Source organism: Brevundimonas sp. UBA7664 (genome assembly GCF_002483305.1).
In the GTDB taxonomy this organism is placed as follows: Bacteria; Pseudomonadota; Alphaproteobacteria; order Caulobacterales; family Caulobacteraceae; genus Brevundimonas.
On the sequence record NZ_DLHQ01000064.1, the window covers coordinates 1 to 15639 of the forward strand.

Genomic DNA, 15639 nt, shown 5'->3' on the forward strand with positions numbered 1-15639 from the left:
GCCGCCGCGCCCGCGCCGGCTACGGCCCCCCGGGCCACGGCGCCCCGACCGACCCGACCCGCGCCGGCGCCCACGCCCGCCCCGCCGCCGCCCGCCGATCCCATGGCCGGCCATGACATGTCGAAGATGGACGGCATGACCATGCCGCCCAAGCAATAGTGCGCGTAAGCATCAGGAGTATTTCCATGAACCGTTCAATCCTCGTCGGCCTCGCCGCTCTGGCGGCGCTGGCCCCCGTCTCGCTCGCCCAGGCCCAGAGTCACTCACACGCGGGAATGTCAGCGCAGGATCACGCCGCCAGGCAGGCGCCGGCCAGCGGCGTCGTCACGACGCCGGCGGACAACGCCATGCTCGCCGCCGCCCCGACCACCTTCTCGGCGACCTTTCCGCACGCGATGGTCCTGACGTCGCTCAGGCTGACGGGTCCAGGAGAGCAGTCCGTCGATGTGGCTGTATCCGCCGACGCGCCGCCGGCCACCACGGTCAGCGCGCCCCTCCCCGCCCTGGCCCCCGGGTCCTACTCCGCCGCCTGGACCGCCAAGGGCGCCGACGGCCACCAGATGAACGGTGTCGTCCGTTTCATGGTTCACTGAGGAGACGGCCTCCCGCCTCCTGAGGGGCCGAAACCGACGTGAGGAACGCCGCGCAGCTTGCTGCGCGGCGTTTTTCGTCGTCGTCGTCTGTCTCCTGGGTCGGCCGCCGACGGTTCCCATCCGCCTTGAGCACGGTCGGTTTCCCGTGCTGATCGGCGCGATCAATCGTCTGCGAGATGGCCCTGCAGTCTGGGCAGTGGGGGTCGCCGAGCTCGCCAAGGGTTCGGTCCGCGGGGTCGGCCTCGCCTGACGGTGTCCGGCGCCGCCAGGCGAGGCCGAGTCGTACCGCGAAGGCGCCCCACGCCCTGGAGCGCGGCAAACGGCGGAGACCCGCGCCGCCGCCGCTGCCCGTCGCTAGAACCAGGCTCGAATGCCGACGACCAGCCGGGTGTCTTCCGAGCTTCGTCCGTCGGCTTCCAGGAAGTCCGCCGTATTGCCGAAGCTCTTGGTCCACTCCACGCCGACATAGGGCGCGAACTCCTTGCGGAACTCGTACCGCAGCCGGGCCCCGATCTGGAGCGACGACAGGCCGGACCCGATCCGGAGTTCCGGGATGTCCTCCGCCGACAACACCACCTCGGCCCGGGGCTGGACGATCCAGCGATTGGTGATGCGCTGATCGTATTCGGCCTCCGCCCTCGCCGTGAGTTCGCCCTTGTTGGACAGGAAGGCCGCCGCATCGACCTCGAACCAGTAGGGAGCCAGACCTTGTATCCCGACGACCAGGTCGGTCCGATCGCCTTCGGGTCGGTAGGTCTGCCGCAGGCCGGTCTGAAAGTCGAAGAAGGGTCGGAAGGCCCGGCTGTAGAGGGCCTGGATCTCGGCCTCCTCGACCTCGCCGTCGAAGTCACCTTCACCTTCCGACTTCCACCAGAAGCGATTGATGTCGCCGCCGGTCCAGCCCTGGGCGTCCCAGGCATAGCCTTCTTCGTCGTCGCCGAAGGCCGCTTCCAGCTGGTCGATGACGACGGCCGTCGTGCGGGCGTCTCCGTGCTCGATCCGCAGCTGGGCGCGGGCCGCCGCCATTTCGGCAGGGTCGAACAGCAGGTCGGCGGCGTGGGTCGGCCCGCTTGTCGCGGCCGACGGCGCCGGGGTTTCCGGCGGACGTCCCGGATTGTCCGCGCTGGTCGGAACGTCGGGCGGCATGGCCATTCCGGACATGTCGTGGCCCGCTGGCGTCTGGCCCATGGTCGACATGTCGTGAGCGGCCGGCATCGCCGGGGTCGGCGTCTGACCCATCGTCGACATATCGTGGCCTGCCGGCATCGCCGGAGCAGGCTGGGTCTGGCCCATGGTCGACATGTCATGGCCGGCATGCGGGGACGCGGCGGCCGGAGCAGGCTGCGTCTGCGGCATCGCGGACATGTCGTGCCCCGCCGGCATGGCCGGCGCGGGCCGGGTCTGGCCCATCGTCGACATGTCATGGCCGGCATGGGGGGACGCGGCGGCCGGAGCGGGCTGCGTCTGGGGCATCGTGGACATGTCATGTCCCGCCGGCATCGCGGGCGCGGGCCGGGTTTGGCCCATCGTCGACATGTCGTGCCCCGCCGGCATCGCCGGAGCGGGCTGGGTCTGGCCCATGGTCGACATGTCATGGCCGGCATGAGTGGACGCAGCGGCCGGAGGAGGCCGGGTCTGACCCATGGTCGACATGTCGTGCCCCGCCGGCATCGCCGGAGCCGGCAGACGGACGGGCACCGCGCCCGTCGGGCACGTCGGCGCTCCGACCGTACCTATCCGGGATGCATCGGCGGTGGGGGAGCCGCGCGCGACGCAACCCTCCGGAAGCGCCTGGCGAACGGGCGCGGGCATCGCGTGCCCGGCGTGGCTCTGCGCCAGCGCCGGCGTCCCCGCCGTCGCGGAAGCCGCTGCGAGGATCAGGGGAAGGATCGCGACCGACGTCTTCACGATGCGGCTCCTTCCATCGGACGGACCGTGACCACGTTGAACATCCCGGCATGCATGTGCAGCAACAGGTGACAGTGGAAGGCCCAGTCGCCGGGGTTGTCGGCGGTCAGATCGAAGCTGACCTTGCCGCCCGGCGGGACGTTGACCGTATGCTTCAGGGGCTGGTGCCCGGCCGGGCCGCCGGTGACCAGTTCGAAGAAATGGCCGTGAAGATGGATCGGGTGCGCCATCATGGAATCGTTGACCAGGGTCACGCGCACCCGCTCGTCCCGCTCGAACCGGATCGGTTCGACCAGCTCGCTGAATTTGCGGCCGTCGAAGCCCCACATGAACCGCTCCATGTTGCCGGTCAGGTGAATCTCCATCGTCCGGGACGGGGCGCGCTGATCCTTGTTGGGCGCGAGCGACACCAGGTCGGTGTAGACGAGGACGCGATGCGGCACGTCCTGCAGCCCGATCGGCCGCTCGCCCATGCGATTGGCCGGCGCCATGGCGACGGCGTCGACCCCCACCCCCACCGCCATGTCGGGCGGCGCATTCTCGGGATCGCGCATGTTCATCCCGGCCATCGACCCGTGGTCCATTCCGGACATCGTCCCGGCGGGGGCCTGTGGGGCCATGGCGCCGTGATCCATGCCCGCCATGGCTGCGCCGGGCGCGCCCGTCATTGCCCCGTGATCCATTCCGGCCATGGCTCCGCCCGATTGGGCTCCCATGGCTCCGTGGTCCATTCCGCCCATGCCGCCCATGTCCCCCATGCCCATGTCCCTCATGGTCAGGTTGGGAACCTCGCGCAGCGGCGGAACCTCGGCGGTCATGCCCATGCGCGGCGCCAGGGTCGCCCGTCCCATGCCGGAGCGGTCGATGGCTTCGGAGACGATGGTGTAGGCGCGGTCCTCGGTCGGCCGCACGATGACGTCATAGGTTTCAGCGGCCGCGATCTGGAACTCGTCGGTCTCGACCGGGCGCACGTTCTCGCCGTCGGCCTGGACCACCGTCATGGGCAGGCCCGGAATCCGCACGTTGAAGATCGACATGGCCGAGGCGTTGATGATGCGCAGCCGCACCCGCTCGCCGGGCCGGAACAGGCCGGTCCAGTTCTCCCGCGGGCCGTGGCCGTTGATCAGATAGGTGTAGGTCGAGCCGTTGACGTCGAGGATGTCGCGCGGATCCATGCGCATCTCGCCCCACATCCGGCGCTCTTCAAGGCTCATCCTGTCGCTGCCGTCCAGCAGGCCGGCCAGGGTGGTGCGCTGGCGGTTGAAATAGCCGGGGCTCTTCTTGAGCTTCTCGAAGATTTCGTGGGGGTGCATGAAGCTCCAGTCCGACAGGACCAGCACATGCTCGCGGTCGTAGGCGACCGGGTCGACCCCGGCCGGATCGATGACGATCGGCCCGTAGTGGCCCAGCGCCTCCTGCAAGCCCGAGTGGCTGTGATACCAGAAGGTGCCCGACTGCCGGACCGGGAATTCATAGACGAAGGTTTCGCGCGGGCGAATGCCGGGGAAGCTGATGCCCGGGACGCCGTCCATCTGGAACGGCAGCAGGATGCCGTGCCAGTGGATCGAGGTGTCCTCGTCGAGCTGGTTCGTCACCGCCAGACGGACGTTCTGGCCTTCGCGAAGGCGAAGCACCGGGGCCGGGAGCACGCCGTTGATCGTCGTCGCCGTCGCGGTGCGTCCGTTCACGGTGAACGGCGTCTGACCGACCGTCAGGTCGATGTTCGGGCCGGACAGGGTCGGCAGGTCGGCCCGCAGGCCCGGAGATCCCGTCTGGGCCCAGGCGGGCATCAGGCCCTGCAGGGCCGCAAGACCGCCTCCGGCGACGGCGCCGCGCAGCAGCACTCGACGATCCAGCTTCATGGGATACTCCTGAAAGTCATCAACGCGCCTCCTGAGGCGCGATCTATAGGGTTTTACGCAAGCGCCGCGGCCGGCCCTCGCGACACGCTGCCGCAGAGCCGACCGCGCCAGCGGCCCTTGCGGCCGCCCGCCGGATCACCGCCGCGCCAGAAGCGCCTTCATCTGGGCGATCTCCCGCTCCTGGGAGCTGACGATCTCCTCGCACAGCCCGAGCACCTCCGGATCCGTCAGCGACGCCTGCTGGCACATCAGGATCGCCCCGGAATGGTGCGGGATCATCGAGCGGAGAAACTCCGTATCCCCGACCGCCGCCTGGGTCCGCATGCCCCAGAAGCTGACCGCGAACACCAGGGCGGCGACTCCGCCGATGAGCAGATTGGTCCGCTTCGACGGATACATCGAGCGCATGAAGACCAGCATGAGGATCGCCATCGGCGAGACCATCATCAGGGTCATGTAGACGTTGTTGAGGTTGAAGTAGAAGTGACCGAGAGACGCGATCATCGTGTACATCACCAGGTACATGATGATGAAATCAAGGACGAGCTCGATCGCGAACGACCGGTAGCTCCCCTTCATGGGGTGCATGGGCTTCATGTTTTCCATCGGTCAGCCTTCCTCCACTCGCACAATCCGCACCGCGCCTGATCGGCGGCGCGCATCAGCCGGCGCTGGCGGGATGGGATTGCAGCCAGGCGCGCAGCTCGCCGATGTCGGCCGTCTGCATCTCGATTGTCTTTTGCGCCATGCGCCGGATGCCGGCGTCCTGGCTTTCGCGCAGCGCCACCTGGGACATGTCGAGCGCGCCCTGGTGGTGCGCGATCATCTTGCTGGCCCACATCCGGTCCGTGTTCGCCCCGGTCGCCGACATCATGGCGTCCTTCATCTTCGCTTCGGCCGGCGCGAACGGCGGTTCTCCGCCCCCGCCCGGCGCGGCCGCGCCGGCGGCGGCCCCGACCCGCGTCTCGAGCCAGCGCCGGAGTTCGGCGATGTCCGTGGTCTGCATCTCGACGGTCTTCTGGGCCATCCGGCGAATGTCGGCGTCCTGGGTGTCGCGCAGGACGATCTGGGACATGTCGAGCGCGCCCTGGTGATGGGGGATCATCTTGCGGGCCCAGGTCTCGCCGGCGTCGGCTCCCGTCGCCGCCATCATGGCCTCATGCATCTTGTCCTCCGCTGCGGAGAACGGCGTCTGAGCCATCGCCATGGGTTCCGAGGCCGGCGCCGAGGCGTCGGCCTCCGGCGTCGCCGGCCGCTCGGCCGCGGGGCTGCAGGCCGCCAGGACGAGTACGGAACAGCCGGCCGCAAGGAGGGACAGGCGCGTGACAGTCGGGGTGAACATCGTGGATCTCCGCTTGGGCCGGCGCCGGCGGATCGCCAGGCGGCCAGACAATGGGGTACGACCGGCGACGCTGCGTCCGGGCGAGTGTGCTCGCCCCGACGCCTGTCCACGCCGGACATCGACGCCAGCGTAATCCGGACCCGCAGCCACGGTTCCGCCTTGATCAAATATACCCGGACGCCGCCGGCCAAAGCGAGGGATCGGCCGCCGGAATGCGTATTGGCGCCGCCGGCGGTCTTGCTTTCCCCGGCTTCGGGCGCGCCGGTCGCCCGTCAGAGCCGGACGGCCCGGAGCCGCAGCGCGTTGGCGATGACGCTGACCGAAGACAGGGCCATCGCCAGGGCCGCCAGGGCCGGCGACAACAGCAGGCCGAAGACCGGATACAGCAACCCCGCCGCAATCGGAATGCCGAGGGCGTTGTAACCGAAGGCGAAGACGAGATTCTGGCGGATGTTGCTCATCACCGCCTTGGACAGCTTGCGCGCCCGGACGATGCCCTGGAGGTCGCCTCCCAGCAGGGTGACGCCGGCGCTCTCGATGGCCACGTCCGACCCGGCGCCCATGGCCACCCCGACGTCGGCGGCGGCCAGGGCCGGGGCGTCGTTGACCCCGTCGCCGGCCATGGCGACGATCCGCCCCTCGGCCCGCAGCCGCTCGACGACCGCGGCCTTGTCCTGGGGCAGGACCTCGGCCTGGACGTCGTCTATGCCGAGCCGGCGCGCCACCGCCTCGGCCGTGGTCCGGTTGTCCCCGGTCATCATCACCAGGCGCAGGCCCGCGGCTTTCAGATCGCGGATGGCCCCGGCGGTCGTCGCCTTGACCGGGTCGGCGATGCCGAGGACGCCGGCCGCCGCCCCGTCCACGGCCACGAAGATGGCGGTGGCGCCGTCCTGGCGTAGCGCCTCGGCCTCGGCCTCGAGGGCGGCGACATCGACGCCGATCTCGCCGAGGTAGCGGCCGTTGCCGAGCGCCACGCGGCGGCCGTCGACCACCCCGGTGACGCCACGCCCGACCGGGCTGTCGAACTCCGAGGCCTCCGACAGCGCGAGCTCGCGATGCGTCGCGGCGCGGACGACGGCGTCGGCCAGCGGATGTTCGCTGCCCCGCTCCAGACTGGCGGAGAGTCTCAGAAGCTCGGTCTCGTCGAACCCCGCGGCGGGCCGGATGGCCGTCACCGACGGTCGCCCCTCCGTCAGGGTGCCGGTCTTGTCGAGCACCAGGGTGTCGACCTTTTCGAAACGCTCCAGCGCCTCGGCGTTCTTGATCAAGATCCCGGCGTGGGCGCCGCGCCCCACCCCGACCATGATGGAGATCGGCGTTGCCAGGCCCAGCGCGCAGGGACAGGCGATGATCAGCACCGAGACCGCAGCGACCAGGGCGTAGGACAGGCGTGGTTCAGGACCGACCAGGCCCCAGACGATTGCGGCGAGAACCGCGATGACGATCACGGCCGGCACGAACCACCCCGACACCTTGTCGGCCAGACGCTGGATCGGGGCGCGGCTGCGCTGGGCCTGGGCCACCATCTGGACGATCTGGGCCAGCAGGGTGTCGGCGCCGACCTTGTCAGCCCGCATCACGAACGAACCGGTCTTGTTGAGCGATCCGGCGACGACCTTGTCGCCGACGTCCTTGGTCACCGGCATGGATTCACCCGTGACCAGAGACTCGTCGATAGTCACGCGACCGTCCAGGATCTCGCCGTCGACCGCCACCTTCTCGCCGGGACGGACGCGCAGCCGGTCTCCGACGGCGACCAGGTCGAGCGTGACGTCTTCGTCGCCGCCGTCGTCACGGACCCGCCGCGCGGTCTTGGGCGCCAGATCCAGCAGCGCCCGGATGGCGCCGGAGGTCTGTTCGCGCGCCCGCAACTCCAGGATCTGGCCCACCAGAACGAGGACGGTGATAATGGCCGCCGCCTCGAAATAGACCGGCGCGCTGCCGTCCATCCGCCGGACGGCCGCCGGGAACAGATCCGGCGCCAGAACCGCGACCACGCTGTAGATCCAGGCCGCGCCGACGCCGATGGCGATCAGGGTGAACATGTTGAGGCTGCGGTTGCGGAGCGAGGCCCAGCCGCGCTGGAAGAACGGCCAGCCGGCCCACAGCACCACGGGCGTCGCCAGGGCGAACTGGATCCAGTTGGAGGTCTGACCCGGAATCCGCATGGCCAGTCCCGTCAGATGGCCGCCCATTTCGAGCGCGAAGACCGGCAGGGTCAGGACCGCGCCGACCCAGAGGCGGCGGGTGAAGTCGATCAGTTCGTGATTGACCGGGGCCTCGGCGGTGACTGTCTCCGGCTCCAGCGCCATGCCGCAGATCGGGCAGGAGCCCGGACCTTCCTGGCGGACCTCCGGATGCATCGGGCAGGTGTAGATCGCGCCCGGGATGACAGGCGCCGGTTGCGGGGCCTCGCCGAGATAGCGGTCCGGATCGGCGATGAATTTGGTCCGGCAGCCCGCCGAACAGAAGAAGTAGTCCTGTCCCTCGTGGGCGGTCCGATGCGCCGTGGTCGCCGGATCGACGGTCATACCGCAAACCGGATCGACCGCCTTCCCGCCGCTGTCCGCCGATTTGGTCGAACAGCAGCTGTGACCGGCCGGATGCGAATGGGAGGGCGTGGACATGGCGGGCTCCTTGAAATAGCTGGATGCCAAATATACCCCATGGGGGTATCTCGCAAGATGCCATACTGAGGTAGGATCGAACGATCAGAACGAGGAATTGGATGCAGACGGAAACCAAACCCAAGGTGTTGAACCGCCTGAACCGGATCGAGGGCCAGGTGCGCGGCATCGCCCGGATGGTCGAGGAGGACCGTTATTGCGTGGAGGTTCTGACCCAGCTCCGGGCCGTGCGGGCGGCCCTGCTGCGTGTCGAGAGCGAGGTGCTGAAAGACCACCTCGACCACTGCGTCATGGGGGCGATGACCGGCGACGATCTCGCCGACCGGAAGGCCAAGGCCGCCGAACTGATCGACCTTCTCGGTCGCGCTACGCGCTAACGGGCTGGCCGCGCAGAGCGCGACGGTCATCCAGCATCAGGCGGACGAAGCCGGAGCGGGCCATGGCCAACTCATCGTGACGTGGGCGTGGGCGGTGGTCCGCGTGGAGCCCCGCACAGGCACCCGACCCGTCCGGGTCGCGCATGAGGGCTGCGCGCATCCGGTGCGTAACCCAATTAGGTGGAACGTCCTGTCCCGCCTGCCTTGGGGGGCCATCGTTCATGACGTCCGTGCCGCCGACCCGCGACGGTTACCCCGCCGATCTAAGGGCCCTGACCAGTCTGCGGGCCTTCCTGGCAGTGGGCGTGGTGCTGTTCCACTACCAGCTCCAGTGGGATCCGGCCCTGGGCTTCAGCCCGATCGTCGAACGAAGCCGGCTGGCGGTGGACGCCTTCTTCATGCTGTCGGGATTCATCCTGGCCCACGTCTACGGCCCGGCTTTCGCCGCCGGAACCTTCAGCTACAGGCGCTTCATCGTGGCCCGCCTGGCGCGGCTCTACCCTCTTCATGTGACCGTGTTGGCGGCGGTGCTAATCATGGTCGTGGGCGCGACCGCGGCGGGGGTCCGCTTCGACGCCGAAAGCTATCCGCCGCTCGCCTTCTTCCAGACCCTGTTCCTTGTCCAGGCCTGGTTCCCGACGGACGCCGAACTCAACTGGAGCGGACCGAGCTGGTCGCTGTCGGCGGAATGGTTCGCCTATCTGCTGTTCCCCGCCTATGCATGGCTGGCCCTGCGGCTCCGGACCCGCCCTTGGGCATTGCTGGCGCTGGGGGCCCTGGGTTTCGTCGTGATCGACGCCCTCTATGTCCAGGCGTTCGGCAAGGTCCTGCCGCGAGCCGAGGATTCGCTCGGCATCCTCCGTATCGCCCCGGAATTCCTGATCGGCATGGCGCTTTATGCGCTGGGCCATCGCTGGCGCTGGAGCCGGCCCGTCGCCGCAGCGGCGGCCCTGTTCACCACCCTGCTCCTGCTCGGCGCGATGCAGCTGTCGCTGGACGACCGCATCATCGTCGCCCTCGCCGCTCCCGTGATCCTGACATGGTCGCTGCTCGCGCGCGCGGACTGCGAGGGGCCCCTCGCCGCCCCGGCCCTGGTCTTCGCCGGCGAAGCGTCCTTCGCCCTCTATCTCGTGCATATGCCTGTCATCGTCGCCTACAAGGGCGTCGTCGCTGAACTCCGCGGCATCGACAGCGCCTTCCGGATCACGCCGGTCGAACTGGCGGGGTTGTTCGTCGCCACGGCGCTGATCGCGGCGGCCCTGCATCTGCTCGTCGAGAAGCCCGGCCGAACCTGGATTCGGCGTCGGCTCGAAAGCCGTCCGGCCGAGCCTGCCTGATCCCCACGCCACGGAGGCAGCCCTTCCGAAATCTATTTGAGAATGATAGTGAGATTGACTCGCAAGAAAGCCTGTGGTCAGACCGCCGCTGTCATTCGCCTGCCCTTGAAGTGCTCCATGTCCCCTCGTCTCCTCGCCACCGCCGCCCTCCTGCCGCTGCTGCTGGCCGCCGTTCCCGCCAGGGCGCAGGAGGCCCCGGCCCCGGACGCGACGACCCTGGACGAAGTCGTCGTCACCGCCTCGCGGATCGAGACTCCGCGCTCGGCGATCGCCGCCACGATCGAGATCATCGACGCCGAGGCCATCGGCCAGCAGACGGCCCTGGCCGCCTCGGCCGTCGATACGGTGTCGGCGCTGGTGCCGTCCTTTTCGCCCACACGGCAGAAGCTGTCGGGCTTCGGCGAGACCCTGCGCGGGCGCTCGCCGCTGTACTTGGTGGACGGGGTGCCGCAGTCCACGCCGCTGCGCGACGACAGCCGCGACGGCTACACCATCGATCCCTTCTTCATCGACCGGGTCGAGGTCATCTTCGGCTCCAACGCCATCCAGGGCATCGGCGCCACGGGCGGGGTGGTCAACTATGTCACCGCCCGCAAGCCGTCCGAGGGCGAAGGCCTGACCGGGCGGATGATGGCCCAGGTCACCACCGACAGCGAAATCCAGGGCGACGGCGTCGGCGCCAAGATCGCCGCCATCGGGGGGCGCGATTTCGGCGTCTTCGACCTCAGCCTCGGCGCGGCCTTCGAGACCCGCGGGGCCTATTACGACGCCGAGGGCCGCCGCATCGGCTTCGACGGCGCCCAGGGCGAGGTGCAGGACTCGCAGGCCCTGTCGCTGTTCGCGCGGGCCGGCTGGGACCTGGGCGGCGAGCGCCGGCTGGAAGGCTGGATCAACCGTTTCGATCTGGAAGGCGACGGCGACTATGTCACCGTTGCCGGCAACCGGGCGACGGGCGTCCCGACCAGCGCCGTGCGCGGCGTGGCCCTCGGCTTCCAGCCGTCGAACGAAGTGACCTCGGCGGCCCTGAGCTATACCGACCGCGACCTGTTCGGCGGCGTGTTCCGCGCCCAGGTCTTCGCCCACGACTACCAGGGCGTCTTCGGGGGCGGCAATTTCCCCGACTTCCAGGACCCGGGCATCGCGCCGATCGGGACGCTGTTCGACCAGTCGGCGAACAATTCCGAGAAGCTGGGCTTCAAGGTCGATTGGCAGGGCGCCGTGCCGGGCCTGACCGGGCTCAAGGCCCTGATCGGCGTCGACGGCCTGCGCGACCAGACCTATCAGGAACTGGTCCTGACCGGGCGGAACTGGGTGCCCGAGACGGCCTATGAGAGCCTGTCTCCGTTCGTGCAGCTGAACCAGTCGCTGCTGGCCGACCGGCTGAGCCTGTCGGCTGGCCTGCGGCATGAATCCGCGAAGCTGAAGGTCGACGACTTCCAGACCCTCCATGCCTATGGCCCGCAGACGGTGGCGGGCGGCGAGCCGGGCTTCGAGGAGACCCTGTTCAACGTCGGCGCCGCCTTCGAGGTCGCGCCCGGCCTGCTGGCCTACGCCTCGTTCGCCCAGGGCTTCACCATGCCGGACGTCGGCCGGGTGCTGCGCGGCATCAACATCCCCAACCAGGACGTCGACACCTTCCTGAACGTCGAACCGGTGGTGTCGGACAACACCGAGGTCGGGATCGAGTACCGCGGCGCCCGGTTCGAACTGTCCGCCGCCGTGTTCCGGTCCGAGGCCGAGCGCGGCTCGCTGCTGAACCGCCTGCCGTCGGGCATCTTCGAGGTGCAGCGTCGGGCCACGCGCATCGACGGCGTCGAGCTGAAGGGGCTTTGGCGCGCCACCGACGCCTTCACCGTCGGCGGCAGCTATGCGGCGCTCGACGGCCGCAGCGCCAGCATCGAAAACGGGCCCATCGACCGCGACCTGAATGGGGCCAACATCTCTCCCGACCGCCTGCTGCTGTGGGGCGAGTACGAGGCGGGTCCGGTCGCCCTGCGCCTTCAGGCCCAGACCTTCCTCGAGCGCGAGTTCGAAGGCGAGCCGGCCGCCAACGGCTTCGAGGGCTATGCGGTGCTGGACGCCGTGGCCCGCTACGAGGCCGGCTTCGGCACGGTGTCGCTGGGCGTGCAGAACCTGCTGGACGAGCAGTACATCTCCTATTTCTCGGACACCCAGGGGCCGACCGACAATCTGCGCTATTTCGCCGGGCGCGGTCGCACGGCGACCCTGACGCTGACACGGAGCTTCTGACCGCATGATGGGCGCGCTCCGCACGCTGCACGCTTGGGCCGGGACCGCGCTGGCGGTTCTGGCCGTAGTGTTCGGCTTGACCGGAACGCTGCTGGTGTTCGAGGACGACTGGATCCGCGCCACCGTCCCCGCCGCCCGCACCGAGGTCGATCTCGACCCCGCCCGCCTGGGCGCGGCGCTGAACCGGCTGGAGACGGCCGAACCCGGACTGACCTCGGTGGTCCTGCCGGGCGGGGCGGTCGGGGCGCACCGGCTCTATCTGGCCGACGAGGGCTTCGGCTACGCCGACGCCGACGGCGTCGTGGTGGACCGCTGGCGGGACGCGGCCCGGGCCGAGACCTGGATCTTCGACCTGCACCACGAACTGCTGGCCGGCCACACCGGCAAGCTGGTCGCCGGCGGCGCCGGCCTGGCTCTGGTCCTGATGGTCCTCACCGGCCTGATCGTCTGGATTCCGGCCTGGCGCGCCTCGGGCTGGCGGGTCTGGCCTCGCTCCGGCGCCCGGCGCGAGCTGATCGGCAGTCACCGCAACCTCGGCCTGATCTTTGCGCTTCCGCTGGTCGTCTTCAGCCTGACAGGCGCGGCCATCGTCTTTCACGGAACGACCCAGGCCCTGCTGGGCGGCGCCCCGACGTCGCCGGCGCCGGTCGTCGGGACGGGCGACGTCGATTGGACCCGCGCCCTGGCGGCGGCGCAGGCCCGGTTCCCCGACGCGGCCCTGCGCATGGCCATTCGGCCAGCCGCCCCGGGCAAGCCCGCCACCATCCGCCTGCGCCAGCCCGGCGAATGGCACCCCAACGGCCGCACCACGGTGACCATCGATCCCGCCACCAGCGAGGTGGTCGCGGCCTCGGACGCCAACGCCCTGCCCACCGGCATCCGCGCCTATAACGCCTTCTACCCCCTGCACGCCAGTTCGGTCGGCGGCTGGCTCTACGACTGGGTGACGGCGCTCAGCGGCCTGGCCTTGGCCGGGCTCGGCGTCGTCGGGGCTTGGGCCTTCCTGGTCAAACCGCGGCGGTGGCCCCGACGATCCCATGGCCAGCTCTCAGCCATTGATGACTGCGGTCCGTAGATTTCCGTTCCCGCTTCGACTGCCGAGGCCCGACCTTCCCGTCGCCGGGTCTGACGGAAGGCGTCTGGAGAACGCGGGAACGCCGTGGCGCGCCTGGGCGTTTCGTATTCGGTTCGCCAAGCGAGCGAGCCATTCCTGCTGGGAGCCCTGCCGCGGGACGACGCGGTGGGGCTTTCCCATCCGCTCGCCGGCTCAGGCCGATGAAGAACGCGTGATCCCCCTCCGTGCCGATTGCCGCAACCAAGGTCAAGGTCACGCCTCGACGGACGACATCGATGACCCCTTGAGGGCCGTTGCAGTTCGGTGAGGTCTCGACTCTCCTCTCGCCACCCTCGTGCCGCGCTGCGCGACAGATGCGTTCCGCCGCCGGCCCGTCGCCTGGCCAGTAGCGCGGCTGACGCGACGATCCGATCTCAGGTCCTGATCGCGCTGCGGAGCCTGCCCAACGCCACTTGACCTGCTAGCCTATCCGGATCGAGCATCGGACGCTTCAACGTGAAGTATCTACGCGTCCGAGGAACTCCACCTCTCGTGATCGACACCCCAGCTTGACCGGCCGCCCCATGCGTAGGACGACGACCTGTTCCACAAGCAGACGGAGGAGACCCCGTGACGGCTGCAGACAGTATCGTGCAGTTCACCGTCATTCGCAGCGATGGCGAATGGCGGGTTCTAAGGGACGGGCAGGACGCCGGTCGTTTCGACTTCAGCGTAGACGCGATCGAATCGGCGCTGTTTCGCGCGACGAGTCTGATCGACAAGGGTCAGGACGTCGAAGTTTTCGTTCAGGACGCAGCCGGCCGGTTGCGACGGGTCGATCCGGTCGGTGGCGAAGTCCTTCATTGAGACATCTCCCGCCGCATGAGACCTAGCCGCAACACCCCTTGCCATCCACCTGGATCGGCGGACACGGCACGTCGGCATAGGAGCAGAACACGCAGCAGTCGCCGGGTAAGGGCTTCAGCTTCACGCCGCAACCGAGACAATCGTAAAACCAGATGCAGGCGTCGGTGGGCATGGTCTCGGTCGCGACGTGGCCGCAATGCGGGCAGGTCAGCGTCGATTCCAGTACGATGGCCGGGGTCATCGCATGGCCGCCAGCCGGGGCATGGCCCACGGTTCGATATAAGGTTGCCAAGCCAGGGACAGCACGACCAGCGCGGTGGCCACGACCAGCAACCAGAAGGCCAGCGGCGACGGTTGATGGCAGGCGGCGTCCTTCCGGCACATCCGCAGACGGCGCCAGTGAAACAGCCAGCCCGCGGCGAGAATGAGGGCCGCCAACAGCGTCAGCCAGTTTCGCGCGCCCGCGATGACGGCGGCGCCGGCGAAGGATACCCCGGCGACCGACAACGCGAGGGGCAGCACGCAACAGGCCGCCCAGGCGAACACCGAGGCGAAGCCGCCGATGGCTGCCGAGGCGCTGACGGCGACTTCGGGAATCCGAGGTCGGTTTTGATCGATGGCCATAGAGCCTCCCGTTCGATTTCTGGTAGCCTACAACCCGTAGCCGCTACGGGATCAAGACCCATGTCTGGACGAGGATTGACCATCGGTCGCCTGGCGCTCAGCGCCGGAGTGAACCTGGAGACGGTGCGCTACTATGAGCGGATCGGCCTGATGCCCTCACCCGCCCGCACCGAAGGCGGGCATAGGAGCTATGAGCCCGAACATGCTCAACGCCTGCGCTTCATCCGTCGGTCGCGCGAACTGGGCTTTGGCATCGACGCCATCCGGCGGCTGATCGCGCTGAGCGAACCCAGCGTCCAGGCGTGTTGCGAAGTCCGCGACATGGCCCAGGGCCACATCGCCAGCGTCGACGCCAAGATCGCGGATTTGCAGCGGCTGCGGTCGGTGTTGAGGCAGGCCGTAGCGGACTGCAGTGAGGGCGGGCGGGTCCGGTGCCCGGTGATAGAGGAACTGGGTTCAAGCTGAGACCAGGCGGGTTGCACGATCGCCACTGACATTCCTTGGGAGGATTTCATGGCGCACACGATCATCCACGGGAAGAAGCCGGAAGCTTGGGTCCAGCCGGATCACCGGCCAGTTCGGGAATTTTCGAGGGGCACGGGGACGCCCGGGTCACCGATCGCACACCGCCTCGCCGCGCCAGCCGCCGGCGTCGGCTTGGCCCTTCCGCGTCTCGCGTTCGGACTCTATGACTGTCGCCTGGGCCGCGGGAGGACCGGACGGCCGTAGGATCGCCGGCTCTGTCCGCTTGGGTCACCGGGAAAACGACGATGAGTGTTTCCAGCCTGCTGGCCGCCG

14 protein-coding genes are annotated in these 15639 nt (G+C 69.0%); 7 read left to right on the forward strand and 7 right to left on the reverse strand.

The genetic code is table 11. From position 1 onward, the window contains the following. The first annotated feature begins 185 nt into the window (after positions 1-185). Positions 186-593, forward strand: coding sequence for a copper resistance CopC family protein (locus tag B2742_RS14850; RefSeq protein WP_292067818.1), 408 nt, complete (start codon positions 186-188; stop codon positions 591-593). 354 nt (positions 594-947) lie between these two features. Here B2742_RS14850 and B2742_RS14855 read toward each other — a convergent pair whose 3' ends face one another. The 5 genes from B2742_RS14855 to B2742_RS14875 all read right to left on the reverse strand — a co-directional run bounded on the left by B2742_RS14855 (position 948) and on the right by B2742_RS14875 (position 8332). Continuing rightward, positions 948-2501 carry a copper resistance protein B gene (locus B2742_RS14855; RefSeq protein ID WP_292067820.1) on the reverse strand — a complete coding sequence of 518 codons (1554 nt, stop codon included), beginning with the start codon at positions 2499-2501 and terminating at the stop codon, positions 948-950. Continuing rightward, positions 2498-4363 carry a copper resistance system multicopper oxidase gene (locus B2742_RS14860; RefSeq protein ID WP_292067821.1) on the reverse strand — a complete coding sequence of 622 codons (1866 nt, stop codon included), beginning with the start codon at positions 4361-4363 and terminating at the stop codon, positions 2498-2500. Before B2742_RS14860 ends, B2742_RS14855 begins: the two co-directional genes overlap by 4 nt. 135 nt (positions 4364-4498) lie before the next feature. Then, positions 4499-4969 (reverse strand): DUF305 domain-containing protein, encoded by a 471-nt coding sequence (locus B2742_RS14865; RefSeq protein WP_292067823.1) that lies wholly within the window; start codon positions 4967-4969, stop codon positions 4499-4501. Positions 4970-5024: 55 nt separating this feature from the next. Next, entirely contained in the window at positions 5025-5705 is a 681-nt protein-coding gene (locus tag B2742_RS14870) for a DUF305 domain-containing protein (protein ID WP_292067825.1), read from the reverse strand. A 272-nt stretch (positions 5706-5977) separates the two neighbouring features. Continuing rightward, on the reverse strand, positions 5978-8332 hold the full coding sequence (locus tag B2742_RS14875; RefSeq protein ID WP_292067827.1) for a heavy metal translocating P-type ATPase: 2355 nt from the start codon (positions 8330-8332) through the stop codon (positions 5978-5980). 101 nt (positions 8333-8433) lie between these two features. Here B2742_RS14875 and B2742_RS14880 point away from each other — a divergent pair, with 101 nt between their 5' ends. From B2742_RS14880 to B2742_RS14900, 5 genes are all read left to right on the forward strand, one after another. Next, the gene (locus B2742_RS14880) at positions 8434-8709 is read left to right on the forward strand and encodes a metal-sensitive transcriptional regulator (RefSeq protein WP_292067830.1); all 276 of its coding nucleotides are present in this window, start codon (positions 8434-8436) and stop codon (positions 8707-8709) included. A gap of 221 nt (positions 8710-8930) precedes the next feature. Beyond that, on the forward strand, positions 8931-10046 hold the full coding sequence (locus tag B2742_RS14885; RefSeq protein ID WP_292067832.1) for an acyltransferase family protein: 1116 nt from the start codon (positions 8931-8933) through the stop codon (positions 10044-10046). Between the two features lie 117 nt (positions 10047-10163). After that, a complete protein-coding gene (locus B2742_RS14890) occupies positions 10164-12296 on the forward strand; it encodes a TonB-dependent receptor (protein ID WP_292067834.1) in 2133 nt (710 codons plus the stop codon). A gap of 4 nt (positions 12297-12300) precedes the next feature. Then, entirely contained in the window at positions 12301-13371 is a 1071-nt protein-coding gene (locus B2742_RS14895; protein ID WP_292067837.1) for a PepSY-associated TM helix domain-containing protein, read from the forward strand. A gap of 609 nt (positions 13372-13980) precedes the next feature. After that, on the forward strand, positions 13981-14217 hold the full coding sequence (locus tag B2742_RS14900; RefSeq protein WP_292067839.1) for a hypothetical protein: 237 nt from the start codon (positions 13981-13983) through the stop codon (positions 14215-14217). A 22-nt stretch (positions 14218-14239) separates the two neighbouring features. Here the strand turns inward: B2742_RS14900 and B2742_RS14905 are convergent, their stop codons facing one another. After that, complete coding sequence (locus B2742_RS14905) at positions 14240-14458, reverse strand: GDCCVxC domain-containing (seleno)protein (protein ID WP_207931426.1); 219 nt, start codon at positions 14456-14458, stop codon at positions 14240-14242. Beyond that, positions 14455-14841: an MFS transporter permease gene (locus B2742_RS14910; protein ID WP_292067842.1), complete on the reverse strand. Its 387-nt coding sequence runs from the start codon at positions 14839-14841 to the stop codon at positions 14455-14457. The genes B2742_RS14905 and B2742_RS14910 overlap by 4 nt, the downstream gene beginning before the upstream one ends. Before the next feature lie 60 nt (positions 14842-14901). Here B2742_RS14910 and B2742_RS14915 point away from each other — a divergent pair, with 60 nt between their 5' ends. Then, on the forward strand, positions 14902-15306 hold the full coding sequence (locus B2742_RS14915) for a MerR family transcriptional regulator (RefSeq protein ID WP_292067844.1): 405 nt from the start codon (positions 14902-14904) through the stop codon (positions 15304-15306). The last annotated feature ends 333 nt before the right edge of the window (positions 15307-15639 follow it).

What these genes read in the sequence shown, in the direction of transcription:
- B2742_RS14850 (WP_292067818.1), top strand. Translation starts at nt 186, where the DNA reads ATGAACCGTTCAATCCTCGTCGGCCTCGCCGCTCTGGCGGCGCTGGCC.
- B2742_RS14860 (WP_292067821.1), bottom strand. Translation starts at nt 4,363, where the DNA reads ATGAAGCTGGATCGTCGAGTGCTGCTGCGCGGCGCCGTCGCCGGAGGC.
- B2742_RS14865 (WP_292067823.1), bottom strand. Translation starts at nt 4,969, where the DNA reads ATGGAAAACATGAAGCCCATGCACCCCATGAAGGGGAGCTACCGGTCG.
- B2742_RS14870 (WP_292067825.1), bottom strand. Translation starts at nt 5,705, where the DNA reads ATGTTCACCCCGACTGTCACGCGCCTGTCCCTCCTTGCGGCCGGCTGT.
- B2742_RS14875 (WP_292067827.1), bottom strand. Translation starts at nt 8,332, where the DNA reads ATGTCCACGCCCTCCCATTCGCATCCGGCCGGTCACAGCTGCTGTTCG.
- B2742_RS14880 (WP_292067830.1), top strand. Translation starts at nt 8,434, where the DNA reads ATGCAGACGGAAACCAAACCCAAGGTGTTGAACCGCCTGAACCGGATC.
- B2742_RS14885 (WP_292067832.1), top strand. Translation starts at nt 8,931, where the DNA reads ATGACGTCCGTGCCGCCGACCCGCGACGGTTACCCCGCCGATCTAAGG.
- B2742_RS14890 (WP_292067834.1), top strand. Translation starts at nt 10,164, where the DNA reads ATGTCCCCTCGTCTCCTCGCCACCGCCGCCCTCCTGCCGCTGCTGCTG.
- B2742_RS14895 (WP_292067837.1), top strand. Translation starts at nt 12,301, where the DNA reads ATGATGGGCGCGCTCCGCACGCTGCACGCTTGGGCCGGGACCGCGCTG.
- B2742_RS14905 (WP_207931426.1), bottom strand. Translation starts at nt 14,458, where the DNA reads ATGACCCCGGCCATCGTACTGGAATCGACGCTGACCTGCCCGCATTGC.
- B2742_RS14910 (WP_292067842.1), bottom strand. Translation starts at nt 14,841, where the DNA reads ATGGCCATCGATCAAAACCGACCTCGGATTCCCGAAGTCGCCGTCAGC.
- B2742_RS14915 (WP_292067844.1), top strand. Translation starts at nt 14,902, where the DNA reads ATGTCTGGACGAGGATTGACCATCGGTCGCCTGGCGCTCAGCGCCGGA.